The organism is Rhodomicrobium sp. R_RK_3 (assembly GCF_002198715.1).
Classification (GTDB): Bacteria; Pseudomonadota; Alphaproteobacteria; order Rhizobiales; family Rhodomicrobiaceae; genus R-RK-3.
In genome coordinates, this window is sequence record NZ_MWLK01000021.1 from 196,056 (window position 1) to 221,551 (window position 25,496).

At 64.7% G+C, this 25,496-nt stretch carries 21 protein-coding genes and 1 tRNA gene; 14 read left to right on the forward strand and 8 right to left on the reverse strand.

All coding sequences use genetic code 11. The annotated features are described in order from the left end of the window. Nucleotides 1-125 precede the first annotated feature (125 nt). Nucleotides 126-617, forward strand: coding sequence for a cyclic nucleotide-binding domain-containing protein (locus BLEFHOIH_RS11840; protein ID WP_088345637.1), 492 nt, complete (start codon nucleotides 126-128; stop codon nucleotides 615-617). Between the two features lie 79 nt (nucleotides 618-696). Next, nucleotides 697-773: transfer RNA gene (locus tag BLEFHOIH_RS11845), tRNA-His, on the forward strand. Nucleotides 774-1,067: 294 nt separating this feature from the next. On the opposite strand, the gene BLEFHOIH_RS11850 is transcribed toward BLEFHOIH_RS11845, so the two are convergent. Continuing rightward, nucleotides 1,068-1,679: a hypothetical protein gene (locus BLEFHOIH_RS11850; protein ID WP_088345639.1), complete on the reverse strand. Its 612-nt coding sequence runs from the start codon at nucleotides 1,677-1,679 to the stop codon at nucleotides 1,068-1,070. 175 nt (nucleotides 1,680-1,854) lie between these two features. Between BLEFHOIH_RS11850 and BLEFHOIH_RS11855 the strand changes: the two genes are divergently transcribed. The 3 genes from BLEFHOIH_RS11855 (at nucleotide 1,855) to corA (ending at nucleotide 4,524) form a co-directional block, all read left to right on the forward strand. Then, nucleotides 1,855-2,472: a TetR/AcrR family transcriptional regulator gene (locus tag BLEFHOIH_RS11855; protein ID WP_245296978.1), complete on the forward strand. Its 618-nt coding sequence runs from the start codon at nucleotides 1,855-1,857 to the stop codon at nucleotides 2,470-2,472. Continuing rightward, nucleotides 2,469-3,167, forward strand: a complete 699-nt coding sequence (locus tag BLEFHOIH_RS11860; RefSeq protein WP_088345641.1) for a glutathione binding-like protein — start codon at nucleotides 2,469-2,471, stop codon at nucleotides 3,165-3,167. Before BLEFHOIH_RS11855 ends, BLEFHOIH_RS11860 begins: the two co-directional genes overlap by 4 nt. A 400-nt stretch (nucleotides 3,168-3,567) precedes the next feature. Then, the gene (gene corA / locus BLEFHOIH_RS11870; RefSeq protein WP_088345645.1) at nucleotides 3,568-4,524 is read left to right on the forward strand and encodes a magnesium/cobalt transporter CorA; all 957 of its coding nucleotides are present in this window, start codon (nucleotides 3,568-3,570) and stop codon (nucleotides 4,522-4,524) included. Nucleotides 4,525-4,787: 263 nt separating this feature from the next. On the opposite strand, the gene rpmB is transcribed toward corA, so the two are convergent. After that, nucleotides 4,788-5,099: a 50S ribosomal protein L28 gene (gene rpmB / locus BLEFHOIH_RS11875; RefSeq protein WP_088345860.1), complete on the reverse strand. Its 312-nt coding sequence runs from the start codon at nucleotides 5,097-5,099 to the stop codon at nucleotides 4,788-4,790. Between the two features lie 466 nt (nucleotides 5,100-5,565). Between rpmB and BLEFHOIH_RS11880 the strand changes: the two genes are divergently transcribed. The 3 genes from BLEFHOIH_RS11880 to BLEFHOIH_RS11890 are packed head-to-tail and all read left to right on the forward strand — an operon-like array spanning nucleotide 5,566 to nucleotide 7,805. Further along, nucleotides 5,566-6,570 carry a glycosyltransferase family 2 protein gene (locus BLEFHOIH_RS11880; RefSeq protein WP_088345647.1) on the forward strand — a complete coding sequence of 335 codons (1,005 nt, stop codon included), beginning with the start codon at nucleotides 5,566-5,568 and terminating at the stop codon, nucleotides 6,568-6,570. Further along, nucleotides 6,545-6,967, forward strand: a complete 423-nt coding sequence (locus tag BLEFHOIH_RS11885) for a GtrA family protein (protein ID WP_088345649.1) — start codon at nucleotides 6,545-6,547, stop codon at nucleotides 6,965-6,967. Before BLEFHOIH_RS11880 ends, BLEFHOIH_RS11885 begins: the two co-directional genes overlap by 26 nt. A 40-nt stretch (nucleotides 6,968-7,007) precedes the next feature. After that, nucleotides 7,008-7,805 carry a ChbG/HpnK family deacetylase gene (locus tag BLEFHOIH_RS11890; protein WP_088345651.1) on the forward strand — a complete coding sequence of 266 codons (798 nt, stop codon included), beginning with the start codon at nucleotides 7,008-7,010 and terminating at the stop codon, nucleotides 7,803-7,805. Between the two features lie 158 nt (nucleotides 7,806-7,963). Here BLEFHOIH_RS11890 and BLEFHOIH_RS11895 read toward each other — a convergent pair whose 3' ends face one another. Beyond that, nucleotides 7,964-10,354 carry a YfhO family protein gene (locus tag BLEFHOIH_RS11895; RefSeq protein WP_170937118.1) on the reverse strand — a complete coding sequence of 797 codons (2,391 nt, stop codon included), beginning with the start codon at nucleotides 10,352-10,354 and terminating at the stop codon, nucleotides 7,964-7,966. Between the two features lie 109 nt (nucleotides 10,355-10,463). After that, the gene (locus BLEFHOIH_RS11900; protein WP_088345655.1) at nucleotides 10,464-11,234 is read right to left on the reverse strand and encodes a class I SAM-dependent methyltransferase; all 771 of its coding nucleotides are present in this window, start codon (nucleotides 11,232-11,234) and stop codon (nucleotides 10,464-10,466) included. Between the two features lie 459 nt (nucleotides 11,235-11,693). Here BLEFHOIH_RS11900 and BLEFHOIH_RS11905 point away from each other — a divergent pair, with 459 nt between their 5' ends. Together BLEFHOIH_RS11905 and BLEFHOIH_RS11910 are read left to right on the forward strand one after the other, a co-directional pair. Next, nucleotides 11,694-12,548, forward strand: a complete 855-nt coding sequence (locus BLEFHOIH_RS11905; protein WP_170937119.1) for a metallophosphoesterase — start codon at nucleotides 11,694-11,696, stop codon at nucleotides 12,546-12,548. A gap of 183 nt (nucleotides 12,549-12,731) precedes the next feature. Continuing rightward, entirely contained in the window at nucleotides 12,732-14,048 is a 1,317-nt protein-coding gene (locus BLEFHOIH_RS11910; protein ID WP_088345659.1) for an SAF domain-containing protein, read from the forward strand. 53 nt (nucleotides 14,049-14,101) lie between these two features. Here the strand turns inward: BLEFHOIH_RS11910 and BLEFHOIH_RS11915 are convergent, their stop codons facing one another. Beyond that, nucleotides 14,102-15,103, reverse strand: coding sequence for a crotonase/enoyl-CoA hydratase family protein (locus BLEFHOIH_RS11915; protein WP_088345661.1), 1,002 nt, complete (start codon nucleotides 15,101-15,103; stop codon nucleotides 14,102-14,104). Between the two features lie 262 nt (nucleotides 15,104-15,365). Here BLEFHOIH_RS11915 and BLEFHOIH_RS11920 point away from each other — a divergent pair, with 262 nt between their 5' ends. Together BLEFHOIH_RS11920 and BLEFHOIH_RS11925 are read left to right on the forward strand one after the other, a co-directional pair. Next, the gene (locus BLEFHOIH_RS11920) at nucleotides 15,366-17,030 is read left to right on the forward strand and encodes a response regulator (RefSeq protein WP_088345663.1); all 1,665 of its coding nucleotides are present in this window, start codon (nucleotides 15,366-15,368) and stop codon (nucleotides 17,028-17,030) included. A 2-nt stretch (nucleotides 17,031-17,032) separates the two neighbouring features. Next, a complete protein-coding gene (locus BLEFHOIH_RS11925) occupies nucleotides 17,033-19,531 on the forward strand; it encodes an ATP-binding protein (protein ID WP_125461674.1) in 2,499 nt (832 codons plus the stop codon). Nucleotides 19,532-19,673: 142 nt separating this feature from the next. Here the strand turns inward: BLEFHOIH_RS11925 and BLEFHOIH_RS11930 are convergent, their stop codons facing one another. Beyond that, nucleotides 19,674-20,072 (reverse strand): cytochrome c family protein, encoded by a 399-nt coding sequence (locus tag BLEFHOIH_RS11930; protein ID WP_245296985.1) that lies wholly within the window; start codon nucleotides 20,070-20,072, stop codon nucleotides 19,674-19,676. Nucleotides 20,073-20,872: 800 nt separating this feature from the next. Here BLEFHOIH_RS11930 and BLEFHOIH_RS11935 point away from each other — a divergent pair. Further along, on the forward strand, nucleotides 20,873-21,544 hold the full coding sequence (locus tag BLEFHOIH_RS11935) for a TetR family transcriptional regulator (RefSeq protein WP_210191705.1): 672 nt from the start codon (nucleotides 20,873-20,875) through the stop codon (nucleotides 21,542-21,544). 100 nt (nucleotides 21,545-21,644) lie between these two features. Further along, nucleotides 21,645-22,817 (forward strand): acetyl-CoA C-acetyltransferase, encoded by a 1,173-nt coding sequence (locus tag BLEFHOIH_RS11940; protein WP_088345669.1) that lies wholly within the window; start codon nucleotides 21,645-21,647, stop codon nucleotides 22,815-22,817. 159 nt (nucleotides 22,818-22,976) lie between these two features. Here BLEFHOIH_RS11940 and BLEFHOIH_RS11945 read toward each other — a convergent pair whose 3' ends face one another. Together BLEFHOIH_RS11945 and BLEFHOIH_RS11950 are read right to left on the reverse strand one after the other, a co-directional pair. Continuing rightward, nucleotides 22,977-23,642 carry a response regulator gene (locus BLEFHOIH_RS11945; RefSeq protein ID WP_088345670.1) on the reverse strand — a complete coding sequence of 222 codons (666 nt, stop codon included), beginning with the start codon at nucleotides 23,640-23,642 and terminating at the stop codon, nucleotides 22,977-22,979. Then, complete coding sequence (locus BLEFHOIH_RS11950; protein WP_088345672.1) at nucleotides 23,639-25,318, reverse strand: ATP-binding protein; 1,680 nt, start codon at nucleotides 25,316-25,318, stop codon at nucleotides 23,639-23,641. The genes BLEFHOIH_RS11945 and BLEFHOIH_RS11950 overlap by 4 nt, the downstream gene beginning before the upstream one ends. Nucleotides 25,319-25,496: the final 178 nt, after the last annotated feature.

The following is a 25,496-nucleotide window of genomic DNA, read 5'->3' on the forward strand; positions in this document are numbered from 1 at the left end:
AGATTGTAATTCGCGCTTGATCTTGCGCGGCACATTCGCATTGCCTGTGTTTTGCGACTCAGTCCAATCTTTCAACCTGGGAACAGAGGTGTATTGCGTTTCAATGCAATATTGGCAGGTTCATCATGGCGCTCGACAAGAACGCCGAACTCCTCGGCAGCGTGCCGCTCTTTCACGGGCTTGCTGTTGAGCAGCTCACGGCAATCGCGACCAAGTCGAAAAAATCCTTCTTCGAAGCCAATGCGACGATCTTGTCCAGCGGCACGCAGGGGCAGACCGCCTATCTCATCCTGAGCGGACGCGCGGTCACGAAGCCGCGAGAGGGCTCGCGGCTCGAGGCGGAGCCTTTGGAAGCGGGCACGCTGATCGGCGAAATGGCCATGCTGGTCGAGACCGAATATACGCTCGATGTCGTCGCCGAGAGCCGCGTCCGGGCTCTGGCGATCTCGCGCGACGAGCTGTTCGAGGTGATGGAGGACGACCCCTCGATCGCCCATCATCTGTCGGAGCAGATCACCGAGCGGCTGATTTTCCTCGCCTGCGACCTGCGTGAAGTCGACCAGCGCTTCGCCATGCTGGAGGCCACGCTCGACAATGTGATCGCCTCGGTCGGTTAAGCGCGGATCGGCATCGTCTTCCTCTTGCAAGCCAACGCGGTCTGGCATAACTTCCCGCCAAGCGACCCCGTCGCCGGATGCCGCTGTAGCTCAGTTGGTTAGAGCGCTAGATTGTGGATCTAGAGGTCCCCTGTTCAAGCCAGGGCAGCGGTACCAACAAAATCAAGGATTTACGGAAGAGTTTCCTGAGCCGGTGCCGCAAAGATCCGCGCGCGGTACCCGTCCGGAGCCCGTTTCGTCCAACGGCCATCCGGGCCTTCCCCAGACGTCGCAATCCTAACGCCGTCGCCCCGGCCGTCAGAGCCGGGGCCTACTCGCCTCTCCGCGAGCATGGTGCCAGCGGTTCTGCCAATGGGTCCCGGTTCGGCCTGACGGCCGCCCGGGAAGACGGGAGAACACGACATGGCAAGACCGGGACGTATTCGGGCGCGGCCCTTTGCACCGGCCCGCCTAAGGCGCAACCTGGCGATATTTCGTGATCAGGTCCCCGGAGGCCGCCGCCGCTTGTTGCAGCGCCGGCAAGAGCAGCGTCTCCGCGTTCCTGACGTTGCGGAGTAACGTCTCCTTCATGCGCATCCGGTCCGAGCTGAAGAAATTGCTCGAGGTCTTGAACCACTCGCGGGCGCGAGGGTTGCCCAGCGTTTCGCCGACCTCGTCATAGAGCGCCTGCATACCGGAAAGCGCGACCGGCGGGATGTCGAAGGCCGAGGTGGTCTGGCCGGCGGCGTTCCAGACGAACAGGCGCAGGCGCGGCCACTCCCCGACGCTCTCCGCCCCCGACGGATCGATCCTGCCGGCGAATTCATTCACCCGCGCGACATTATCCTTCAGCTCCGCATAGACGGCGGTGAGCAGGTCGGATTGCTGCTGCGCCTTGACGTAACGGTCATATTCCAGGGTGCGCTGGAACCCGACATAGCCGGCGAGATAGACGCCCAAAACCGTCGCGGCGATGGTGAAAAGCTGGGCCACGATGAATTGCGGTCCGCCGATACTTTCAAGGATGCTGAATTTTTCCGGCGTGCGCTGCGCTTCGTCGAGTGCGGCATTATTGAGCGTCATTGTCATCCCCCTTGCTTGGCGCGTCCTATTTTCGGCGGTTTGTAGCGCCGCAATTGGGGCGAACTTGCGGTCGCTTGGCCCGTCGCCAGCCGGACTTGGCAAACATCAGTTCTATAGCGCTCGCTCAAAAACCGGGTTATTCTCGCTCTCATTCCTCCCCATCGGGCGAGATGAGATGATGGCGCGGCCAAAATCCTTCGATGAAGACAAGGTGCTCGACGCCGCCATCGATTGCTTTTCGCGCAACGGCTTGAAATCGGCCTCGATCCGCGATCTGGCGGATGAGATGGGCATCGCCGGGCCGAGCCTTTACAACGCCTATGGCTGCAAGCGGGCGCTGTTCGTCAAGGCGCTGGCGCGCTATGCCGACGCCGCCGTACGCGCCAAGCTCGCGGCGCTCGAGCGCGCACACCCGGCGCCGGGCGCCATCGCCGCCTTCTTCGCCGAAACCATCTCCGATGCGCTGGCGGGCCCCGAGGCGCGCGGCTGCATGATCGTCAACACCGCCATGGAAGCCGATCCGCGCGACGCCGAACTGAGTGCGCTCGTCTCCGGCTATCTCGGCGAGATTCAAGAATTCTTCGTGCGAAATCTGACCGCCGCACGCGCGGCGAGCCTCATCCCTGGCGATCTCGATATCGAGGACGCGTCGCGCCTGTTCGTCGGCCTGTTGCTGGGCCTTGGCGTGCTTGCGCGAGCGCGTCCAGAGCGGGCGCTGCTGGAGGCGACCGTGCGTCCCGCGCTCGCGCTTTTGGAAACGGCCCCTAGATCCCGACGGAGAGGCTTATCATGATCGAGCTGCATTATTGGACGACGCCCAACGGGCATAAAATCACGATGTTCCTCGAAGAGGCGGGGCTGCCATACAGCATCGTGCCGGTGAACATCAACAAGGGCGATCAGTTCAAGCCGGAGTTCCTGGCAATCTCGCCGAACAACCGCATCCCGGCCATCATCGACCATGCGCCCGCCGATGGCGGGGCGCCGATCTCGCTGTTCGAGTCCGGTGCCATCCTGCTCTACCTGGCGGAGAAGACCGGCCGCTTCATCTCGCCCGATCTCAGAACGCGCGTCGAGACGCTGGTATGGCTGTTCTGGCAGGTCGGCGGCCTGGGCCCCATGGCGGGCCAGAACCATCATTTCGGCGAAAACCCGCCCGAGCGCATCCCCTACGCCTCTACCCGTTATGTCAATGAAACCAATCGGCTTTACGGCGTGCTGAACAAGCGCCTGGCGGATCGCGACTTCATCGCCGGCGACTATTCCATCGCCGACATGGCCTGCTATCCCTGGACCGTCTCGCATAAGCGCCAGCAGCAGAACCTCGACGACTTCCCGAATCTCAAGCGCTGGTTCCACACCATCCGCGAACGGCCGGCCACCATCCGGGCCTATGCCCAGGCCGAACAGTTCCGGGGCGAACAGGTTTCCGCCGAGGAAGCCAAGAAAATCCTCTACGGCCAGACCGCCAGCGTGGTGACCGCCTGAAAACGGGGACCGCGTCAGCCGTCCATCTTGTATCGGGGCGCGGCCCACCTAAATGGCATCCCGGACGGCTTCGACGCCGGACGGGGTGCGGGCCCGCTGCTGCGGCGCCCCGGCCGTCATTCTGCCGCCCGCCAAACCCATCTTTTCGCATTTCGGCTTTCTCCGGAATTTGCTAAGCCGGAGCTGTTGGCCAGCCCTGGCGCAAGGCTGGCGGCGCATCCTGTCGCGCAGCCTGAAAAAGCGCTTGATTATGAACACGCAAGCGCTCAGCACCGATGCATCGGCCCGGCCCGACGCTTCGTCCGGCCTTGCCGCCACCGATACCGCCTTCCCTTTGAAGGCTCCGCATAACCCATGACGCCGCAACGAAGGTTGCAGCCTCTCGCAAGGAGGTACCGCAATGATCACCGCTTATGTGCGCAATAATGGCACGCTGACGCCGGTGGCCGTGGAGAAGGGCAGGCCGCTGCCCGCGGACGCGATCTGGATCGACCTATACGGTCCAACCAAGGAGGAAGAGTCGCTCGCCGAGGAAGCGCTCGGGGTCGAGCTGCCGACGCGTGAGGAAATGCGCGAGATCGAGATCTCCAGCCGGCTCTATCAGGAGAACGGTGCGCTGTTCATGACCGTCACCGTGATGACGCAGGTCGAGGGCGACAACCCGGAAGCCGAGCCGATCACCTTCGTGCTGATCGGCCAGCGCCTCGCGACCATCCGCTACGCCAATCCGATGCCGTTCCGCGTCTTTGCCAGCCAGTGCCAGCGCCAGGCCGAGCTCGGCCTCTCCGGCGAAACCATCCTGGTCGGCCTGCTCGACGCCATCATCGACCGGCTCGCCGACGTTCTGGAGCGCGTGCAGCACGACATGAACCAGGTGTCGCGCAAGATTTTCTCGCGCGAGAAGACCGATTTCGAAGAGGTCATCCGCACCATCGGCCATGCCGAGGGGCTGACCTCGCGCTCGCGCGAAAGCCTCGTCAGCATCGGCCGCGTGCTGTCGTTTTTGAGCCGGCCGAACGAGGTGAAGCCCAACAAGGCGCTGGCGCGCGCGCTGAAGACGCTGTCGCGGGACGTGCTGTCGCTGAGCGATCATTCCAGCTATCTCGCCAACAACATCACCTTCCTGCTCAACGCGGTGCTCGGCATGTCGAATATCGAGCAGACCGACATCATCAAGATTTTCTCGGTGATGGCGGTGATCTTCCTGCCGCCGACGCTCATCGCCAGCATTTACGGCATGAATTTCCAGTACATGCCCGAAATTGGCTGGTCCTTCGGTTATCCCGTCTCGATCATCATGATGATTTTGGCGGGCGTGCTGCCCTACCTCTATTTCAAGCGCCGGGGCTGGCTCTAGCGACGGATCCCCGCCGCCTCGCCCCGTCAAACCGCCTGCCCGACGCCGTTCCATCTCGATCAGCGCCAGGGCGCCGCGATCGCGCGCACGGGCCGTGGCGCCGCCGGCATGGCGGGGCCGATGGAGGCGTGGATGCACTTGCGCGACGGAAGCGATGCGCGGGCTAGAGACAGCTCACAGCAAAAATCCCGGCCCGGCGCCGTGCGCCGTCCGGGACATCAAATCGGATAGGCTGAGGACGGGCGCCCGAGGGCGCCTCGCAATCAGTTCGCGGCGGTTTCCTCGGCGGGAGCCGCGGCCTTGGCTTTCTGAACTTCGCGCTTCAGCCGCAACATGCGGTCCGAAAGCTCCTCGTTCTTGGCCTTCAGCAGAAACGCATCGAGCCCGCCGCGATGCTCGACCGAGCGCAGCCCGTGGGCGCTGACCTTGACGCGCACGCGCCGACCGAGCGAGTCGCTGATGAGCGTGACGTCGCACAGATTCGGCTCAAAACGCCGCTTGGTCTTGATCTGCGAGTGGCTGACAAGATGGCCGACTTGGGCGTTCTTGCCCGTAAGCTCGCATCGGCGGGACATGGCGATCTCCAACTGGCTAGACGTTGACCGGTCATCGTCTAGGATTTTGTGTGTCCGCACGGAATTTGGGAAAACCGGCCTGCGCTTTCCCCAACGTGCTTTGTCCGGACGTGACGGAAAAAACAAAACGACCACAGCGGCACCGTGGTCAGCAGCGCATGTATAGTGAGCGCGGGCGTGCCAGTCAAGCTGCGTCGGCGCGGAATAGGTGATGTTGTTGGGGCGCGGGGCGGCCGGGAAACAGGGCTCTCGCGAGGGGCCGGCGGGCAAGGTTTACGGACAGGCAACGATCCGTCTGCGTCCGGCATCGCCGGCGCTTGTTTGAACTGCGCCGCCGCTAAGACGTTGACATTGGAGCCCGCCCTGATGGGCGGCGCGGCGTCCGGTTGCCCGCCGGTGGCCATTCATGCAATGTTCCCTTTCGTTCATATAGACTGGCCGAATGTCATGGCCACCCGAGGCATCCATGCACGCACCGCGACCCGTCCAGTTGATTTCCATCGTCCTGCCCGCTTTCAACGAAGGCGAAGCCTTGCGCATGGTGATCCCGGCCATCGCCCAGGCGCTGCGCGGCGAGCTGATCGAGATCATCATCGTCGATGACGGCAGCACCGATGCGACGCGGGCTGCCGCGCTGTCCGCGACCGCCAGCTATCCGGTGCGCTATCTGCGCTTTTCGCGCAATTTCGGCAAGGAAGCGGCGCTGTCGGCGGGCATCGATGCGGCGCGCGGACAGGCCGTCATCATGATGGACGCCGACGGCCAGCATCCGGTCGAGCTGCTCGCCCTGTTCCTGGAGCGCTGGCGGGCGGGTGCCGAGATCGTCTCGGGCGTGCAGAAGGACCGGCTCGACACGCCGCCAAAGCGTTTCGCCAAGCGCCTCTATTACCGGCTGATGGCGGCGGGCTCCTCGATCACCATCCCGCCGGACGCGGGCGATTTCCGGTTGCTCGACCGCAAAGTGGTCGACGCGCTGAAGACGCTGCCCGAGCGCAAGCGCTTCATGAAGGGCCTCTATTCCTGGGTCGGCTTCCGCACCGAGCTGATCCCGTTTGTCGCCCGGCCACGCGCGGCGGGCGAGACCAAATATGGCTGGATGCAGCTTTTCGGCCTCGGCCTCACCGGCATGACCGCCTTCACCATCGCCCCCTTGCGCATGGTGTCGATCCTCGGCCTTGCCATTTCCGTGACCTCGTTCCTGTTCGGCGTCTACCTGCTGCTCGAATATTTCCTCGATAGCAATCAACTGGCTGGCTGGGCGACGCTCGCCGTGGGCATGATGTTCTTCTCCGGGCTGCAATTGCTGGCCTTGGGGCTGATATCGGAATATCTTGCCGGCATGTTCGAGGAGGTGAAGCAGCGCCCCCTCTATATCGTCGCCGAGGACACCGGCGAGCGGGCTCCGGTTCCGGCGCGCGCCTCTACCGAAACTGTTATGGCCGAAGATGACCCTAGCCGAGTTTCTCGATAAAGCCCCCTTGCGGCGCCAGCTCGCTGGATTTTTCGTCGTCGGCTGCGCGGCGGCGCTGACGCATCTGTCCGTCGTCATGCTGCTGGTCGAGGCGTTTTTCTGGCCGGCGCTGGTCGCCAATATCGCCGCTTTCGCCGTCGCCTTCGGGGTGAGCTTTGGCGGCCATTCGCGGCTGACCTTTCCGGTCAGACCCTCGCGGCGCGCCGCCGCCCGCTACCGCTTCTTCGTCGTCGCCGTCTCGGCCTTTATTCTCAATCAGAGCGCCTATGCGGTAGGCCTGCAGCTTTTTGGCGAGCGCTTCTATCTGCCGGTGCTGTTCTTCGTGCTGCTGCTGGTCGCGGCGGCGACCTTCGTAGCTTCGAGGCTCTGGGCCTTCGCGCAGCCGGACGGCGTCTGATCGGAATTTAGCGGACAGGGCTCTAGCGGGGCGGGCCAAAATGGGCGGGCTGATCCTCAATGCCGATGATTATGCGCTCGACGAGGCGGTCGACCGCGCCATCCTCGATCTGGCGGCACGCAAGATCGTCACGGCGGCGAGCGCGATGGTGCTGTCGCCACGATGGCGCGAGGCGGCGGTGGCAATCGCCGACCGGCCCATCGATGTCGGCTTGCATCTGGATCTGACCAGCCACTTCGCCGCGCCGGTATTTCCGGTCGCCAGCCTGCGGGCGCTGATCGGCAAGGCCTATGCCGGCCGGCTCGATGTCATCCGCCTGCGCGCCGCCGTCGATGTCCAGCTCGACCGCTTCGAGGCCGAACTCGGCCGCCGCCCCGATTTCATCGACGGCCATCAGCACGTGCATCAATTGCCGGTCATCCGGCTGGAGCTGCTGGATGCTCTGAAGCGGCGCTATGGCAGCGCAGCCGGCGCGATCGGCTTGCGGATCTGCAAGTCGCGGCGGCCGCGCGGGCTGAAGGCGGAGCTGATCGGCGCGCTCGGGGCGAACCGTTTCGCCGCGCTGGCGCAAGGGCATCCGGTGAATTCGGATTTCCTCGGCGTCTACGGTTTCTCGCCGCGCGCCGATCTGGAGGCGCTGTGGAAGGCATGGCTGTCGCACCCGGAAGGCGAGGCGCCGCTCGCCATGTGCCATGTGGCGGTGGAGGGCCCCTCGGGCGGCGACCCGATCCGCGCGGCCCGGCTGCGCGAATTCGCCTGGCTCGGCAGCGGCGCATTCGCGGATTTATGCGCCGAGTTCTCGATCACCCCGGCGCGCTGGCCTGTGCGGGTGGGGTAATCCCACGCGCTCTCTTTTCGTAATCCCCGCGAAAGCGGGGATCCAGTACGCCGCAGCGTAAGTGGTTGGGCAGAAAGCCAATATCGAGTTTGCCCTTTACTGGGTCCCCGCTTTCGCGGGGATTACGTCTGATGAGTGGCAAACGCCTTGCCCAATCGCTACTTGCGGCCCCCAAACATCATCGAGCCAAGCTGCGCCATGGCGCCTTTGATCGGCCGGAAGCTGAACTGCACGCGGTGGCGTCCCGCCGGCACCGCAACAGCGCGGAACAGCACATTGGCTCGGAAGATCGGCGTCGGCTTGCCGTCGACTTCGGCGAACCACCAGGGGTGCCACACGTCGTTCAGCACCACGAAGCCGGGCTTGTCGGCGTTGACCTCGACATCGACCTGGGTGTTGCGATAGGCCATCAGCTTGGCGCCGGCCGGCTGGCCGCGCAGATCGGAAGTGCGGGCGGCGGGCATGATCGGGGCATTCGGCAACAGCACGGTCTCGCGCGGATCGACGTCAGGCCAGCGGCCGGTGCGGGTCAGCGTCGGGAAATCGGCGACGCGCCATTTCGACAGGAACATCACGCGCGGCAGGGCGCCGGCATTTTCGTAGATCGTGCCGTCAGGCGTGCGCACGAGCTGCGTCAGGTCGCCCGGCTTCAGCGCCTTGTCGATGCTCTCGACCGCGACCGGGCTGACTATATAGCGCAGGCCCATCAGGTCGGCCATGACCGAGTGGTAGGACGAGAAGAGCGGCGTGTAATAGCGCTGCTGCGGCACCGCGATGGTGTCGCCGGCGCCGAGCGTATCCTCGACCTCGCGCAGCCGCAGCGGATTATAGCCGAGCGTGTGGTCGAAGCCGTGGGTGAGGCCGGAATTCGGCCAGCTGAAACCGACGCCGAGCAGCTCGACCCGGTCGCGCCGGTCGGAGGGGAGGGCAGGCTGCGTCCTCGTCTTCAGATAGGTGACGACGGTGTTCAGCGTGCCGGGGTTGAAGGGCGAGGTGCGGCTGACGGCATGACCGGTCGATTCGTTCGGCTTGGCGTTGATGCCGAGGTCGAGGACCATGAAGCCGGCCACCAGCAGCACCACGAAGGAAGCCGGCAGCAACTGCATCCGCTGGCTGGCATAGATCAGGCCGAGCGCGGCGGCGGCGAAGGCGCAGGACGCCGCGACGGGCCGCATCGCATTGTGAAGCTGGGCGTGGCTGCTCGCCACGGCAAGGCAAAGGGCAAAGATGACGGCGAGCGTGCCGGCCAGAATGATGAGCTGCACGCTGCCGATCTTGCGTATGCCGTTGGTGAGCGCGAGGTGGAGGCAATAGCCGGCGGCGAGCGCGCTCAGCGCGCCGATGAAGAAGGTGGCGTCCGCCGGGCGCCGGAACAGTGGCACGCCGGGCAGCAGATCGTAGAAGATGCGGAAGGCGGGCGTGTTGGTGCCGAGCGCGTAAAGCAGGCAGAAGCCGAGCCCGATGCCGAGGAATTTTACGTCGCGGTGCCATTGCGCAGGGCGGGCGACGATCAGCGCCAGCAGGGCCAGCATCGGCAGGGCGCCCATATAGATCTGGCCCATATTCTGCGCCAGCCCTTCGCTGCCGTTCCAGCCGAATGTGCCCGGACCCCAATAGGTCACGGTCGGATCGTTGGCGCCGAACAGGTCGGCGACGATGGCGGTGAGCAGTGAGGCCGGGTGCAGCGAGGTGCCCGTATTGGCGGCAAAAGCGATCACCGGGCGGCTCGACGACAGGCCGAACAGATAGGTGAGCACGACCGGGATGGTGGCAAAGACGATCACCATCAGCGCGGCGGCCGCCAGCGGCTTGACCGATTGGCGCATCGACTGCCGCCAGTCCGGGCTCATCACCCAATGGCTGACGACATAGCCCGCGAGCAGGAACGCGCCGAGCAATTGCACCTGTCCCGGCTCCATCAGCATCAGCGCCGCCGCGCCGCCGGCGAGCACGCCGTAGAGCGGAGAGCGCCGGTCGAGGGCGCGTGAGAGCAGCCACAGCGCCAGCATGAAGAACACGAGGCCCTGCACCTGCGTCACATGCTGGATGCGGGCATTGGCCGAGGCGCCGAAGCCGAAGGCGAGCGCGGCCATGACGCCGGCGGCCGGATGCCAGCCGCGATCCTTGAAGATCATCAGCACGGCGAGGCACCCCGCCAGCACCACGGCGAAGACGTAGACGGCGAAGGCCCGCATGCTCGGCGCGCCGTCGAAATAGGCGAGCAGCAGCGCGGGCGAGAAGATCAGCGATTGCGGATCGGCGATCTGCGGCGAGCCGCCGAAGACGTTCGGCGTCCAAAAGGGCGAGTCGCCGCTATGCAGGGCATGCGCGAGGAACTGCAATTGCGGATAGAAATGCGCCTCGGCGTCATAGGGCAGGATCACCCGTCCCGTCAGCCAGGGCAGCGCCAGGATCACCCAACCGGCGAAGACGCAGGCGAAGGCCGCGAGATAACCCTGATCGGCCAGGCCGGCCAACGTACCGCTCTCGACCGACCACCTTTGGCGTTCGGGCCGGAGCGTTGAGATTTCGATGTCCGGTCTGTTCAAGTAAGTCCCCAACTCAAAGCCACACTCAATTCAAAGGCCAAGACCATAGAGCACACGCGCCCGGTTCCAAGTGGAATCTCGGAGAAGGCACAGCGTCAGATTGTGTAGTCTATCCCTCTTGCGCCGATCTGTTCTGTTGGGCGAATGCCCCGTTCAGTGTTGAAACCGCGCCGATCGTCACGGTCGGCGCCGCATGCATCGCCATGAAGGCCATCCGGTCGCTATTGTGCCCCAGATTGGGAAAATGGCGCCTTGCCGCAAAACCACCCGCCGAAAGCAGCGCGATCATGTCCCGCTCGTCAAACACCTGAAAGCCGAGGCTGGATCGCAATTTTCGGTAATCCGAGAAATAAGTCTTCACCAGCCCGGTGCAGGCGGCGAGGAAGAACCCGTTCGCGGCGGCGAATTTCAGTAGCGCCGCCGCATCGGCGACGGGCGATTGACCGGGCGGGACCACGTCGGCGATCAGCAGGCGGCCGCCATCGGCGAGTTTGGTCCGCCACAGGATCAGCGCCTTGCGCAAATCCTCGGCCGGCAAATATTGGATGACCGAATTCGCCACGATCAGGTCCAGCGAGCGGTCGGGCAGGGCGGCGGCGATCTGTTCCGGCGCCAGGATCCCGATGTCGCTGCGCTTGCCGAAATGTGCCGTCAATGCTTGGCGGACATTGGCCGAGGCGTCGCAAAGCGTGAGCTGCGCGCAAGCATCGGCGACGCGATCGGCCGATAGGGCCGCGCCGCATCCATAGTCCAGCACATGGCAGCCCGGCCCGGGCAGGTTGGCGACAATGTCCTCGGCGATCTGCCGGTAATGCGCCGCCTCATGGCGCGCATTGGCATAAATCGGGGGCTTGCCGTCCCAAAACTCGATCCAGCTCACCGTGGCTACCCGTTGGCTTCAAATTGTCCGCCCATCCGGCGGCCGGCATGAGAATAAAATGCGGATGTTTAAATGGCGTTCCCAAGGCTCGGCTTCCGGTTCGCGCCAGGCAGCGGTTCGCGCGCTGCCCGATACGGCCGGCGGTTCTTCGCCCGCCTGTTCCTCAACACCAGAATAAGCGCGAGTGGCTCGATTGCAACAGCCATGTTGCGGCTTCGCTAATGGGGTCTTTTTGCGCCTCCTTTTGCGGAGGGCACCATGGACCAGCGAAGATGAACGGAAGATGGCGAAGATCTGGCGCGGCGGCCGAGCCCGCCCCGGGCGGTCGGATCTTGGCGTCTATTGCGGCGAACCCCGGCGCGGCGGTCCGCATCGCTTGTCGCGCCTGGCCTGTCACAGGCGCGACATGGTTTTCGCGCCATGATGGAGAATAGGTTTGGCCTCGGCTGGAGCGGTTGCATGGCGCGCATCATCGCCCTTTCGGATCTCCATCTCTCGCCGACACACGGTTTCTTCTGGGAAAATTGGCGCATCGCGCGGGACTTCGCCAACCGCGCCGGGGCCGAGGCGATCATCGTCAATGGCGACCTCTGCATCAACGGGCCGGACAGCGATGCCGAAATGGCCTTCGCCGCCACGGCGCTCGGCCGTCTGAACGGCGTCGTGCTGGCGCTGCCGGGCAATCACGATGTCGGCGACGAGCCGCCGGGGCAGGATGTCCGGCAGATCGTCGATGCCGAGCGGCTGGCGCGCTGGACCCGCGCTTTCGGCCGCGATCACTTCGCGCTGGAGATCGGCGGCTGGTGGCTGATCGGCCTCGACGCCCAGCTTTTCGGCTCAGGTCTTGCCGAGGAGGCCATGCAGAACCGGCGGCTCGACGAGCAGTTGCGCGGCGCCGGCGGACGCCCGGTCGCGCTGTTCCTGCATAAGCCGCTCTTCGCCGAGCACCCGCATGAGAGGGAGGCGACATCGGCGACGCTGCAGCCGGTGCCGCGCCTCGAATTGCTGGCGAGGCTGGCCCGTGCGGATGTGCGCCTGGTGGTCAGCGGCCATCTGCATCAGTTCCGCGACCGGGTGATCGACGGCATCCGCCACCTCTGGCTGCCCGCCGTCGCCTTCCGCCCGACGCGGCCGGCGGGCGGCGACCCGCGCTGCGGGCTCGCGATCATCGATTTCTCCGACACGGGTGCGAAGGTGCAAATCGAATATCCAGCGGGCCTGGTCGATCACGACTTGGATGCAATCAAAGGCCATGGCCGCTATCGCTTCCTGCGCGAAATGCCCCCCTCTCCGCCACCCGCCGAACTCGGGTAAGCGCATTCTCTCTCGCCATGATTTTGCCCGGCCTGGATTTTTCCGGAAAACCCGCCTTCGCTTTCCGCCAAGCTGCACTACACTGGATGCGGCGGGGGACGGCCGGCTGCGGAAGTCCTCCCGCGTCCGTTGAGTAAAAAACCGGCCTCCCGGCAAAGGGAGCGTCCGCCAGGGAAACGCTTCATGAATCTGTTCCATCTCTTGCAGCAAGCGCGCGCGTCCGGACGGCCGGTGCGCGCCGGACTGATCGGCGCGGGCAAATTCGGCTCGATGTTCCTCGCGCAAGTTCCCTTCACCGAGGGGCTGAGCGTCAGCGCCATCGCCGATCTCAGCCCGGCCCGTGCGCGGTCGGCCTGCCGTGTCGTCGGCTGGGACGAGGCGCGCGTCGCCGCGACCGCCTTCATCGAGGACGGCAAGGCGCTTGCCGCGCGCGACGATGTCGACGTGGTGATCGAGGCGACGGGCCATCCCGCCGCCGGCATCGCCCATGCGCGGGCGGCGATCGCTGCGGGCAAGCATGTCGTCATGGTCAATGTCGAGGCCGATGTGCTGGCCGGGCCGCTGCTCGCCGCCGAGGCGGCCTCGGCCGGCGTCGTCTACAGCCTCGCCTACGGCGATCAGCCCGCCCTAGTTGCCGAAATGGTGGATTGGGCGCGGGCCTGCGGCTTTCGCGTCGTGGCAGCGGGCAAGGGCACGAAATATCTGCCGGAGTATCACAGCGTTACGCCCGCCGGCGTGTGGGCGCATTACGGGCTGAAGCCGGAGGAGGCAAAGGCTGCGGGCGTGAACCCGCAAATGTTCAATTCCTTCCTCGACGGCACCAAATCCGCCATCGAGATGGCCGCCATCGCCAATGCCTGCGGGCTGGACGCGCCGGAAGACGGCCTCGCCTTCCCGCCCTGCGGCGTCGATGATTTGCCGCATGTGCTGCGCCCGCGCAAGGCCGGCGGCGTGCTGGAGCGCTCCGGTACGGTCGAGGTGGTCTCATCGCTGGAGCGCGACGGGCGGCCGGTGTTCCGCGATCTGCGCTGGGGCGTCTACGTGGTGATCGAGGCGCCGTCGGACTATGCCGCCGCCTGCTTTTCCCAATACGGCCTGAAGACCGATGCCAGCGGGCGCTATGCGGCGATGTACAAGCCCTATCATCTGATCGGCCTGGAGCTGAACATCTCGGTGCTGTCAGCGGCGCTGCGGCGCGAGCCGACGGGGGCGCCGCGCGGCTTTAGGGGTGATGCGGTCGCGGTGGCGAAGCGGGCGCTGAAGGCGGGCGAAACGCTCGACGGCGAGGGCGGCTTCACGGTCTGGGGCAAATTGCTGCCCGCCGCGCGAAGCCTCGCCGAAGGCGCGCTGCCCATCGGCCTTGCGCATGGCGTCAAGCTGAAGCGTGCGGTCGAAACAGGCGCGCCCATTCGCTGGGCCGATGTCGAGATCGACGAGACGGCCGATGCGGTCCGCACCCGCCGTGCCATGGAGGCACGGTTCGCGGCGGCGGCGAGCTAGCGTTGCTTCAGCGGCGGCGGCTGGGGCGTGGGATCGGCGCCTGCCGGCAAGGCTCATGCGGTGCCGTTCTCTAGCTGCCGGGATTGCTCCGCGGCCCGCAGCCGTCCGCCTTGCGCGGCGGCCAGCTTGTTCATCTTGCGCAGGTCGTAATCGGAAAGCTGCATCGCTACGCAGACCCATTCTTCGACGATGTCGGCCATTTCCTGAAAGCCGATCGGGAAGCAGCGGCGGCGGGCATTGTAGATGGCGCGCGAGGCGTTGAAGCGGCGCAACAGCCTGCCGAGATGGCGATTCATTTCGGCACGGCCGGAGCCGCGCGCCACGACCTTCTCGACCAGGTCCATCTCCGCCATTTCGGACGCGCTGTAGAGATCGCCCTGCAGGATCAGGCTTTCCGTTTTCGCCTGCCCGATCCGGCGCATCAGGAAGGAATAGGCGCCCATGCCGGGAAACAGGCCGTAAAGCATTTCCGGCAGGCCGAACTTGGCCTGTTCCTCGGCGAAAATGAAGTCGCAGGAGAGGGCCGATTCCATGCCGCCGCCGAGCGCATCGCCCGCCACCAGCGCGCCGACGATCATCGGGGCGTCGAGGCCGCTATAATTGGTGAAGCAGACATCGACGCAGCTCAAGGCGTAAGCGCGCAGCCGCTCGTGATCCTTCTGCCGCACCAGCCGCTCGAAATAGCGCAGGTCGCCGCCGAGATTGAAGATGCCGTCGGTGGCCGAGGCCCAGACGAGGAATTTGGCCAGCTCGGCCGCATCATGCGGCTCGTCGCGGTGAAAATCGTGCAGGGCGCGCTGGACCGTGCGGATGTCGCGCAAGAGGCGCGGGGCAAAGCTTCCGCCCTCCCGATGCTGCTGAAAGCACCAGATCGTGCAGAGATCGATATCGATCTCAAGCTTCAGCTCGAACAGATCGAGGCCGCCGAGGATCGTTGCGAGCCGGATGGCGCCCGGATTGTCCCACAGGGTCGGCGGAAGCGGCCGATCGCTGGCGGCGGCGGCATGCGCCTCATCGGGCCATTGATAGGCAACGCCGTCGACGGAGATTTGCATTACGGTTCCCTCGCAAAGTTCATTAACGCAACTTTAAGTGGGTCGCATTGAAACGCGCCGCAACCAGATGAAAACATATTTTATTAGGTGGAACCATGGACGGAAGCTGCGAGGGTAAATGAACGGAAATATGCGATAAATTTGAATGAAATTGACCAGCAAATCTTCAGGGGCCGTTGGCCATTCGCCGAGCATGTTTTTGCGGAGTTTGCCAATTGGACTATAAGATTTTCGACATCTAAAAATCCGGCCGGCGGGCGTGATGTCAATTAGTCATTTCGATATTGGGAAAGCTCCAGATATACTTAAGAAACGGCGCAGGGCTGAAGCATTCGGATCGACGGTCGCGATTATCGACGATCTGGAAAGCAATAGGACGTTTCTCGAACATTTGGCGCTGAGGCTGCCTGAGATCCGGCGGGTTTTCACCTTCCAGTCGGCGAAGATGGCGCTTGCCGTTTTCGAGGCCGACCCGCCCGACCTCATCATCACCGACTTCAACATGCCCGAGATGAACGCGGTGGCGTTCCTGGAGGCCTTGCGGCAGACGCCGGAGCTGCAGGACGTGCCGGTGATCGTGGTCTCCAGCCATACCGAGACGGAGAACCGCTACCGGGCGCTGCAGGCGGGTGCGACCGACTTTCTGATGCTGCCCTTCGACACGTTCGAGTTCCAGGCCCGCACGCGCAATCTCTTGAGGCTGAGCCTGCACCAGAAGGCGCTGAAATCGCAGAGCCTTTCGCTGCACAGCGAACTGGTCGAGACCCGCCATCTATCGATGCAGACACGCGACCGCTTCACCACCATCATCGACAGCGTTCCGGCACTCGTCTTCTCCGTCAACACCGCCGGCGAATGCATCTTCGCCAATCAGTTCTGTTTCGATTTTCTCGGCCTTTCCGGCGGGGACGGCCTGCGCGGCTTGCAATTGCTGGCCGGCAAAATGGCGGGCGGCACCGAGACCGGCCCCGACGGTCTGCCGGTGGCGCGTGAGATCAGCCTGATTGGCCAGGACCAGCTCGAGCATGTCTTCCTGATCGTGCCGCGTCCGGTGATCTGCACGAAGGAAAAGAAGGATTTCACCGTCTATTCCGGCATCGAGATCACCCGGCTCAAGGAGACGGAGCGCTCGCTACGCCGCGCCAAGGAGGAGGCCGAGGTCGCCAATCGCGCCAAGAGCGCCTTCCTCTCAAACATGACGCATGAGATCCGGACCCCGCTCAATGCCATCATCGGTTTCACCGACATGATCTGCAACGAGTTGCACGGTCCGATCGGCAATGAGCGCTACAAGAGCTACCTGGCCGACGTCCAGTCGAGCGCCAATCATCTCCTCGCCATCATCAACGAGATCCTGGATTTCTCGCAGATCGAGGCTAAGCGCCACACCGCCACGCTGACCCGGTTTTCGCTGCGGGCCTGTCTCGCCGAGATCTGCAACCTGACCAAACACCAGGTCAACCTCAACGGCAATTGGCTGCTGCTCGACGAAATCCCGGACGTCATCATTGAGTCCGACCAGCAAAAGCTTGGCCAGGTGCTGCTGAATATCGTCACCAACGCCAACAAGGCCGTCTGCAATGACGTCATCCGCATCTCCGCTCTGCGCACGGCGGGCGGCGGGCTGGTGGTCACGGTCCAGGATCAGGGCATCGGCATGGACGCCGCCGAATTGCAGATCGCCATGACCGAATTCGGGCGCATCTCCCATTCGGCCTTCGTGAGCAACTCGCAACCCGGCACCGGGCTCGGCCTGCCGATCTCGATCGCCTTCATGAAGCTTCTCGGCGGCAATCTGGAGATCGAGAGCGAGCGGGGCGTCGGGACGAAGGTGCGCATCTGCCTGCCGCAGAGCGCCATCTATGAGCGCGAAGGCGTCTGTCCGCCGAGCCAATCCGAGGATAGGGCGGCGGGACTGGAGGCATAGCTGTGCCGGCTGCCGCAAGACTGCCCCGATCGCTGCTCGCCAGGGTGATGCCGGCCCTGCGCGCCGTCTGGCGCGGCATCGAGCGGGCCAAGGCGGCCGAGCCTCTCGAATTCGAACAGATCCTGATTCGCTACGCGGTCGGCCTCGTCATCACCGTCTACGTGGCCATTGCCTTCGCGCTCGGCGAGCTCGACGGACATTCGGCGCGGGTGATCGCGACCCTGCTCGCCTGCGCCTGGGGTCTGGGGCTTGCCTTCCTCGTGCATCTTTCGCTTTGGCCGGACCGCCAAATCGAGCGGCGCGCGGCTTCCATCGTCACCGATGCGATCGAGCTCAGCCTGCTGATGGCCTATGGCGGCAAGTCCGCCGCCATCTTCTTCCCGGTCTATCTCTGGGTTACGCTCGGCAATGGCTTCCGATTCGGGCTCAATTACATGTATGCCGCCATGGCGCTGAATTGCGGCTCCTTCCTGGTCATGGCGGCGCTCACGCCCTATTGGCGCGATGCCTGGCAATTCAGCGCCGGCCTCGCCTTGGCGATCATCGCCATCCCGTTCTACGTCTCCAAGCTGATCCGCAATCTGCGCAGTGCCATGAACGAGGCGGAGGAGGCGAGCCGGGCCAAGACCGATTTCCTGTCGATGATGAGCCATGAATTGCGCACGCCGCTGAACGCCATTCTCGGCCTCGCCCAGCTCTCGCGGATCACCGCGCCGAGCGCCAAGGAGCGCTTCAGCGCGGTCTCCACGGAGCTGGCCGCCGGGCGGCTGTTGCGCATGGTCGACACCATTCTGAAATTGCACCGGGTGGAAAGCGGCGCGGCCGACCGGCAGGACCGGCCCTTCGATCTACTCGACATGCTGAACGAGGTGCGCGCCATCATCGAACCGCTGGCGCGGCAGAAGGGGCTGGATTTCCGCATCCGCTTCAAGACCGGGCTCGCCGACCAGATCCGCTCCGATCCCGATCATATCCAGACCATCATCCTCAACCTGCTGACCAACGCCGTCAAATACACGCCGGACGGCGTCGTCACGCTCGAGATCGCGATGCGCCAGCGCGCGGGCGCCGGGCGCCTGCGCATCGAAGTGCGCGACACCGGGTCCGGTATTCCGGCGGAGACGCAGGAGCTGATATTCGAGCGCTTCGTGCGCGGCCGCGAGCATGTCGCCTCGGCCGAGCCGGGGGTGGGTCTTGGTCTGTCCTTGTGTAAATCGCTGACCGAGTTGCTCGGCGGCACGCTCGGCTGCGAAAGCGTCGTCGGCGCAGGCTCGCTGTTCTGGGCCGATCTGCCGATCTTGCCGGCGGACGACCGGGTGGGGCCCGCGGCCAAGGCCGCCGCGCCGATCTTCTGGATCGGCGCGCCCGGCTCCCGGGGGGTGCCGCCGACGGTGGATGCCGCGCTGGTGGAGGATGCCGCGAGCCTGCGCGACGCGCTCGACGATGACGCGGAGCTCGCCGACGCGGTGCTGGTGGCCGACGCCGCGGCGCTGACGCCCGACATGCGAAAGGTTCTGCGCGAGGCCATGACGAAGACCGACCGACCGCCGTCGCTGGTGTTGGTGGAGACGGGCGGCGAAGCGGCGAGCGATCTTGCCCCGCTCGCGACCGCCATCTTGCGCCGGCGCTCGCAGCGCGAGGTCGCGGCGATGGTTGGCACGGTCGCCCGCTGGCACCGCCGCATCGCGCAGCATCTGGCCGACGAGCCGCCGAGCGCCATCCCGCTGAAGCGGCGGCTCAAAATCCTGGTCGCCGATGACAACGCCCTCAACCGCGAGGTCACAAGCCGGATGCTGGAGCTCGACGGCCATTCCATCGTGCTCGCCGAGACCGGCGACGAGGCGCTGCAGCACATGCTCGACGGCGAGGTCGAACTGGCGCTGCTCGACGTGAACATGCCCGGGTTGAGCGGCATCGAAGCCTGCAAAACCTATCGTGCCGGGCTCGGCAGTGGCGCGCGCATCCCGGTCGTCGGCATCACCGCGGATATCTCGGCGCAGACCCGGAAAAACTGCCTGAAGGCCGGCATGGCGGAGGTGCTGGCCAAGCCGGTAACCTTGGATCAGCTTCGGCAGGCGGTTTCGGCCCACCTCACGGCCCCCGCCGTTGATCCCGGCGCCGGCATGGCGGCGGAGCGTCCCGGATTGCGGGATGGCGAGCAGCGCATCGCCTTCCTGCGCGAGCTCTTGGGCGAGGAGAAATTCCGCGACCAGTTCGTCCCCAGCTTCCGGCGCGACGTCGCCCACAGCCTCGATCTGCTGCGCGAGGGGGTCCGCAACCGCCGCGCCAAACTGATCCGCGACGCGCTCCACTCGCTCAAGAGCAGCGCAAGCACGGCCGGCGCCTCGCAGCTCCACAATACCGCTGCGGCTTTCGAGAAACGCGGCCGGGACGTCGACCTGCCGCGCTGCCAGCAGGATATCGAGGCGGCGCTGCAGACCTATTGCGATCAGGTCGCCCATGGTGACAGGCCGATCCAGCCGGAAAAGCGGTCGGCTTAACGAGCGCACGTCTGCCGCACAGCAAGAACCCCGCGGGGCCGCGGGGCTTGCTCATTCATAAAACGGTGCGCGCGGGACGTCTCGATCTCTGCCTTCCGCAGAGAGCAGACGCGCACCCGGCGTCAGGCGGCGCGAGAGGCGATCATTTGAAGGTAGCCAGATAGGCGATGACGTCGCGGCGTTCGGTCTCGTTGGCCAGCTTGAACGGCATCTTGGTGACGCCCTTGATCTGGTCGGCCTTGCCGGCGTCGGTGAGGTACTTTTTCAGGAAGGCGTTCGGATCGGGCAGGTAGTCGAAAATATTCTGCTCGGTCCAGATCAGGCCGGCCTCGCCCGCGGCCTTGTTGATCGGCGAGTAATTATAGCCCGGCGCCGTGCCCGCATGGCGGCCGACCACGCCGTTCTGCTCGGGACCGACGCCGTTCTTGGCGTCCGGACCGACCTTATGACAGGCGAGGCATTTTTTGAAAACCTGCTCGCCCTTGACCGGGTCGCCCCCGGTCTGCGCGGCCGCCGGCGTGGCGAAGGCTGCCAGAACCAAGGCCGCTGCCAGTAATGTTCCCTGACTATTCACGGTGTTTCCTCACTCTTTCATTTGCGCGTAGTATTGCTGCACTTTTCACCGTCGCCAAGCGCAATTGACGCAATTTGGAGACGCCAGCCGAATCACAACGCCGATCCAGCGCTGCGGGTTCAGTGTCGTGCATTAATAACAATGAAAATCAAGCAAATCACGGGGAGAGCGGGATAATATGTGTATCCCGCTTCATGTTGCCGCATCGGCTGGGGCAAGGAATGTGTAAGTCCGGGTCCGAATATTGTTTCGGGTCATGCCTTTATCCATTATCGCAGCCAAAGCCGGCCTGAGGTGCAATCGCGCCAGCGACACTCGATCGGCACAGGGTTAGCGAAAGGGCGCCATCGGCGAGACCTCGCTCGCGCAGCGACCGCGCACCCTTGGATGGAGCACCGAAGCTGCGAAAAAGCGGACGGTCTCGCCCGGTTTTCGAAAAGATAAATAGCGGGTATTTCGGGGGTGGGAGCTGTTGGCACGTGGAGCATGCCGTGAAACCCTTCCCCGGGCGTTTCCTCGAACCAAAACGAACACCGGGCCGATTTTTCGGCTCTAGGGGGACGGTGAATTCTTGCAACGCGGTTCCGTCCGATGGGGCTCGTCTTCCCGCAGGCATAATCACAATCTCCGGGGACGGGGTCAACAGTTTTTATTCAGCCGATTAACTAAGTCCTGGCAACGCCGGAGTGCAATGCTATATAGAGACAGGCCCCGGCCGTTCGGGGATGCGACTAAATGACTATGCCGCGATGCCAAGGACCGAGTTTTTGAACAGCGCCGATACCGCAAATCCGCCCTCCTCCGACACTCGTGCCAATGCGCGCGAGCAATTGCTGGCGGCGGCGAGCGACCTCATGCGCGAGCGGGACAGCCTCGATATCTCGCTGATCGACCTCGCCCGGCGGGCGCAGGTGAATTCAGCGCTGGTGAAATATTATTTCGGCAACAAGCATGGGTTGCTGACGGCGCTGCTCGACCGCGACCTGTCGATGGCGATCGAGCAATTGCGCGCGCTGGTGGCGCGCGACATCCCGCCCTCGCAGAAAATGCGTTTGCATTTGGCGGGGCTGGTCAAAATGTATTTCCGCTTTCCCTACTTGAATCGGTTGCTTATGGCCACGATCCGCGACGGCACGAAGGAGCGTGGCGAGACCATCGCCTCACGGTTTCTCGCCCCGATATATGAGGCCTACGCGACGTTGCTGGCGGAAGGCGTGGCGCTGGGCGAGTTCAGGCCGGTCGATCCGAAATTCTTCTATTTCACCGTCATCGGCGCCTGCGATCAGATTTTTTCCGCGCGCGCGGTGCTGCGTTTCGTGCATGGCGCCGGCGAGGTCGATGACGATTTGCGCCGCGCCTATACCCAGCATACCACCGAGATGATCATGGCCGGCCTTGCCGCGCCGGGCGTTCCCGCAATGGCAAGCCCTCTGGCTTAACTGAGCGATTAAGATCACTCTCTGTTGGAGTTGCCCGCTACGCGCTCGCATATTAATTAGGCGATTAAGCAACTGACCTTCTTTTGAGCGGAGTGCCGCCATGGCCGAAGCCTATATCGTCGAAGCGGTGCGCACCGCGGGAGGCCGCCGGAACGGCCGGCTTGCCTCCTGGCATCCGGTCGATCTCGGCGCGGCGGTGCTCGATGCCATCGCGGAGCGCAGCGGCATCGATCCGGCGGCCATCGAGGATGTCATCATGGGCTGCGTCGGCCAGACCGGCGAGCAGGGCTTGCACATCGGGCGCAATGCCGTGTTGGCCTCGAAGCTGCCCGAGAGCGTGCCGGCGGTATCGATCGACCGGCAATGCGGCTCCTCGCAGCAGGCGATTCAGTTCGCTGCGCAGGCGGTGATGTCGGGCACGCAAGATGTGGTGATCGCGGCGGGCGTCGAGTCGATGTCGCGCGTTCCGATGGGCTCAACCGGCAGCTTTCACGCCGACGTGCGCCCGGGCGGGGCCAAGAGCCCGCGCCTCGATGCGCGCTATCCCGGCATTGCCTTTAGTCAGTTCATGGGCGCCGAGATGGTCGCCGACAAGCACGGTCTTGCCCGCGAGGATCTGGACCGCTTCGCCCTGGAGAGCCACCGGCGTGCGGCGGCGGCAACCGCAAGCGGCGCCTTCGAACGCGAGATCGTGCCGCTCGCGGTTCCCGGCCCGGATGGCGGCACCGAGATGCATCGGTGTGATGAGGGCGTGCGGTTCGACGCCACGCTGGAGGGCATTTCCTCGGTGAAGCTGCTGCGCGAGGGCGGCAAGATTTCGGCCGCCAATGCCAGCCAGATCTGCGACGGCGCCTCGGCCGTGCTGGTGGTGAGCGAGGCGGCGCTGAAGCAGCATAATCTGACGCCGCTGGCGCGCATCCACATTCTGACGGTCACTGGCGGCGATCCGGTCATCATGCTCGAGGAACCGCTTTTCGCCACCGACAAGGCGCTGAAGCGGGCGGGCCTGCGGATCGAGGATATCGATCTCTATGAGGTCAACGAGGCGTTCGCCTCCGTGCCGCTCGCATGGCTGAAACATACCGGCGCCGATCATGCCCGGCTCAACGTCAATGGCGGCGCGATCGCGCTTGGCCACCCGCTCGGCGCCTCCGGCACCAAGCTGATGGCGACTCTGGTCCATGCGCTCCGCGCGCGCGGCAAGCGCTACGGCCTGCAAACGATGTGCGAAGGCGGCGGCCTGGCCAATGTGACGATTGTCGAGGCGGTTTAGGGTCTCGGTATTAAATAAATCGAGATCCCCGCGAAGGCGGGGATCCAGTACTCCGCAGCGCTCGCGGCCGCACATAATTTCGCGGCTGGTGTCGCCCTTTACTGGATCCCCGCCTTCGCGGGGATTTCGAAAAAATTAGAAATGCTCGTGCTTTAGCGGTCAAACTGCCACAGACTTGCGCACCGCACTCCAAGCATTATGCCCATCCGGCCCGATGTCACTTGCCAGCAGCGCCGCGAACCGGAACAGATGCGACAGCGTGCGTGCGTTCATCTTGCGCATGACGGCGGCGCGGTGATGTTCGGCGGTGCGCGTGCTGATGGCCAGACGCGCCGCGACCAGCTTGTTCGGCAGGCCCTCGATGATCAGCGCCATCACCTCGCGCTCGCGCGCCGTCAGCGTCTCGAACAGCTCCCAGGCGAGGCGGGTCTTGGCGCGGTCGTCGTCGCGCTCGACGAAGCGGCGGCGGGTGTCTTCGACCAGTTCGAGCAAAATTTCCGGGTCGAAGGGCTTTTCGATGAAATGCACCGCGCCCGCCTGCATGGCCTCGACCGCCATCGGAATATTGCCGTGGCCGCTGATCATGATGAGCGCGCTTTCGCTGTTGCGGCGCTTCAATTCCTTCAGCAATTGCAGCCCGCTCATGGCGGGAAGGCAGACATCGACCAAGCCGCAGACCGGCTTGCCCAGCGGCAATGCGGCCAGAAATGGTTCTGCCGCCTCGAAAGGCTGGCTGGGGATGCCGGATTTGGCCAAGAGCAGCGTGAGCGCCTCGCGGACGCGGGCGTCGTCGTCAATGACATAGACGGGAGGGGCGGTGGTCATCTCACTTCATCCTGTGCGGGCAACTCGACGATGAAGCGGGTGCCCTCGCTACCGATGGGCTCCCACCACAGACGGCCGCCATGCAGCGCCACGATCTGGCGGCTCAGCGCGAGGCCCAGCCCCATGCCGCTATCCTTGGTCGAAACGAAGGGCTCATAGAGCCGGTCGGCGATCTCGGGTGAAACGCCCGCGCCATTATCCTCGACGATGATCCGCGCTGCCCGCCCCTCCGCCGCCGTCGCAACCAGCACGCGGCCGCGCTTGTCGGCGCGGTCCGACGCCGCATCGACGGCATTGGTGACGAGGTTCAGCAGCACCTGCTCGATCTGGATGCCGTCGGCCGTCACCGGCGGAACCGGCGCGAGATCGAAGCCGATGCGGACGCTGCGGCCGCGCGCTTCCATGCGCAGCACATCGCCGAGCTTCGCGACGAGGGTGGAGAGGTCGGTTTTGGCCGGTTCGCTCTTGCCTTCGGAGATGAAGCCGCGCAGCCGGCCGAGCACCTCCATCGCCCGCCGCATCTCGTCGCGAGCGATGGTCAAGCTCTCGACCACTTCCCGCGATTGGCTGTCGGTCCCCGTCGTCTGGCTCAGCGCGACATGGATATGCGTCGCGACCGTCGACAAAGGTTGGCTGATCTGATGGGCGATGGCGACGCCCATGGCGCCCGCCGCCGTGTGCCGCCCCATGCGTCCGATCTCGGCCTGCTGCGCCTTGGCGCGCTCCTGGGAATGGCGCAGCTCTGAGATGGAAGCGCCGAGCAGCAAGCCGGTCGCGGCGAGCGTCAGCATCAGCAATTGCAGACCGATGAACTCGGTCGCGGCATAGTTGACGGTCTCGGTGACGGTCAGCAGTGCGATTTGCGCGAACAGGATGGCGAGCGCCGCACCGGAAAAGCCTTCCCGCACGGCTGCCCAGATCACCGGCAGGAACAAGAGATAGAAGAACTGGTGATCGTCGGTGCGCGGCAGGCCGAACATCAGGCCGAGCGCCAGCGCCAATCCGGCAGCCACCACGGCGATGTCGACATAGAGCGAGCCGCGCCCGGCTTCGGCGAAATGCGAACGGAGCAGCATGGCGGCCGAGACCGCCGGCATGACGATGACGATGCCGAGCGTGTCGCCGACCCAAAAATGGGTGATCGCTGTCAGCAGCCTGTCGCGCGGGATGTCGCCTGTCAGCACCAGCGCGCCGCAAGCCGCAATTGCCGTGAACAGCGCAATCGCCGGCCCGAGCGCCAACAGGCTCACCACGTCGCGCAAGCCGCCCCGCCCGAGCTGAAACCCGCTCCGGCGCAGCAAGCCGGCCAGCACCGTATAGCCGAGGGCAAGCAGCGCGCTGGAGGCGATGGTGCCGAGATTGCTGTGCGGGTCGCCGTGGACGAAGACGCTCGATAAGAGACCCGCGATGAACAGCAGCGGCGCCCAGGTGAGGCCGCGCGTCAGCAAGAGCACGAGGCTGGCGGCGGGCGAGGGGTTCCACAGGGCGATGTCGAGAAATTCGAAGGCGTGGAACTGGCTGGACCATTCCAGCGCCAGATAGACCGACAAATAGAGATAGAGGCTGGCGCTGCCGCCCCAGGGCGATCGCAGAAAATCGCGCTCCAGGGCGCGGAGCCGGTCGGCCGGTTTCACGGCGCCAGGCGGGGCCAGCATGGCGGGGTAGGCTGATGACATCGGTCCAACTCATCGGCGTCGCGTGGCCAGGATTTGGGGATGCGCCGCCCCCGGCCCAAGAGGCAGCTCCCTAGGTAGATCTACCCAGAAAACCTTTCGAGCCTTCAGGCGATTAGCCTTCGCCAGCTCCGGCGGACGCCATTTTACCGGGGTATATCTGCCTACAGTCTCCCGCCCT

Coding starts and splice junctions, on each gene's coding strand:
- BLEFHOIH_RS11840 (WP_088345637.1), top strand. CDS start 126: ATGGCGCTCGACAAGAACGCCGAACTCCTCGGCAGCGTGCCGCTCTTT.
- BLEFHOIH_RS11850 (WP_088345639.1), bottom strand. CDS start 1,679: ATGACGCTCAATAATGCCGCACTCGACGAAGCGCAGCGCACGCCGGAA.
- BLEFHOIH_RS11855 (WP_245296978.1), top strand. CDS start 1,855: ATGATGGCGCGGCCAAAATCCTTCGATGAAGACAAGGTGCTCGACGCC.
- BLEFHOIH_RS11860 (WP_088345641.1), top strand. CDS start 2,469: ATGATCGAGCTGCATTATTGGACGACGCCCAACGGGCATAAAATCACG.
- corA (WP_088345645.1), top strand. CDS start 3,568: ATGATCACCGCTTATGTGCGCAATAATGGCACGCTGACGCCGGTGGCC.
- rpmB (WP_088345860.1), bottom strand. CDS start 5,099: ATGTCCCGCCGATGCGAGCTTACGGGCAAGAACGCCCAAGTCGGCCAT.
- BLEFHOIH_RS11880 (WP_088345647.1), top strand. CDS start 5,566: ATGCACGCACCGCGACCCGTCCAGTTGATTTCCATCGTCCTGCCCGCT.
- BLEFHOIH_RS11885 (WP_088345649.1), top strand. CDS start 6,545: ATGACCCTAGCCGAGTTTCTCGATAAAGCCCCCTTGCGGCGCCAGCTC.
- BLEFHOIH_RS11890 (WP_088345651.1), top strand. CDS start 7,008: ATGGGCGGGCTGATCCTCAATGCCGATGATTATGCGCTCGACGAGGCG.
- BLEFHOIH_RS11905 (WP_170937119.1), top strand. CDS start 11,694: ATGGCGCGCATCATCGCCCTTTCGGATCTCCATCTCTCGCCGACACAC.
- BLEFHOIH_RS11910 (WP_088345659.1), top strand. CDS start 12,732: ATGAATCTGTTCCATCTCTTGCAGCAAGCGCGCGCGTCCGGACGGCCG.
- BLEFHOIH_RS11915 (WP_088345661.1), bottom strand. CDS start 15,103: ATGCAAATCTCCGTCGACGGCGTTGCCTATCAATGGCCCGATGAGGCG.
- BLEFHOIH_RS11920 (WP_088345663.1), top strand. CDS start 15,366: ATGTCAATTAGTCATTTCGATATTGGGAAAGCTCCAGATATACTTAAG.
- BLEFHOIH_RS11940 (WP_088345669.1), top strand. CDS start 21,645: ATGGCCGAAGCCTATATCGTCGAAGCGGTGCGCACCGCGGGAGGCCGC.
- BLEFHOIH_RS11945 (WP_088345670.1), bottom strand. CDS start 23,642: ATGACCACCGCCCCTCCCGTCTATGTCATTGACGACGACGCCCGCGTC.
- BLEFHOIH_RS11950 (WP_088345672.1), bottom strand. CDS start 25,318: ATGTCATCAGCCTACCCCGCCATGCTGGCCCCGCCTGGCGCCGTGAAA.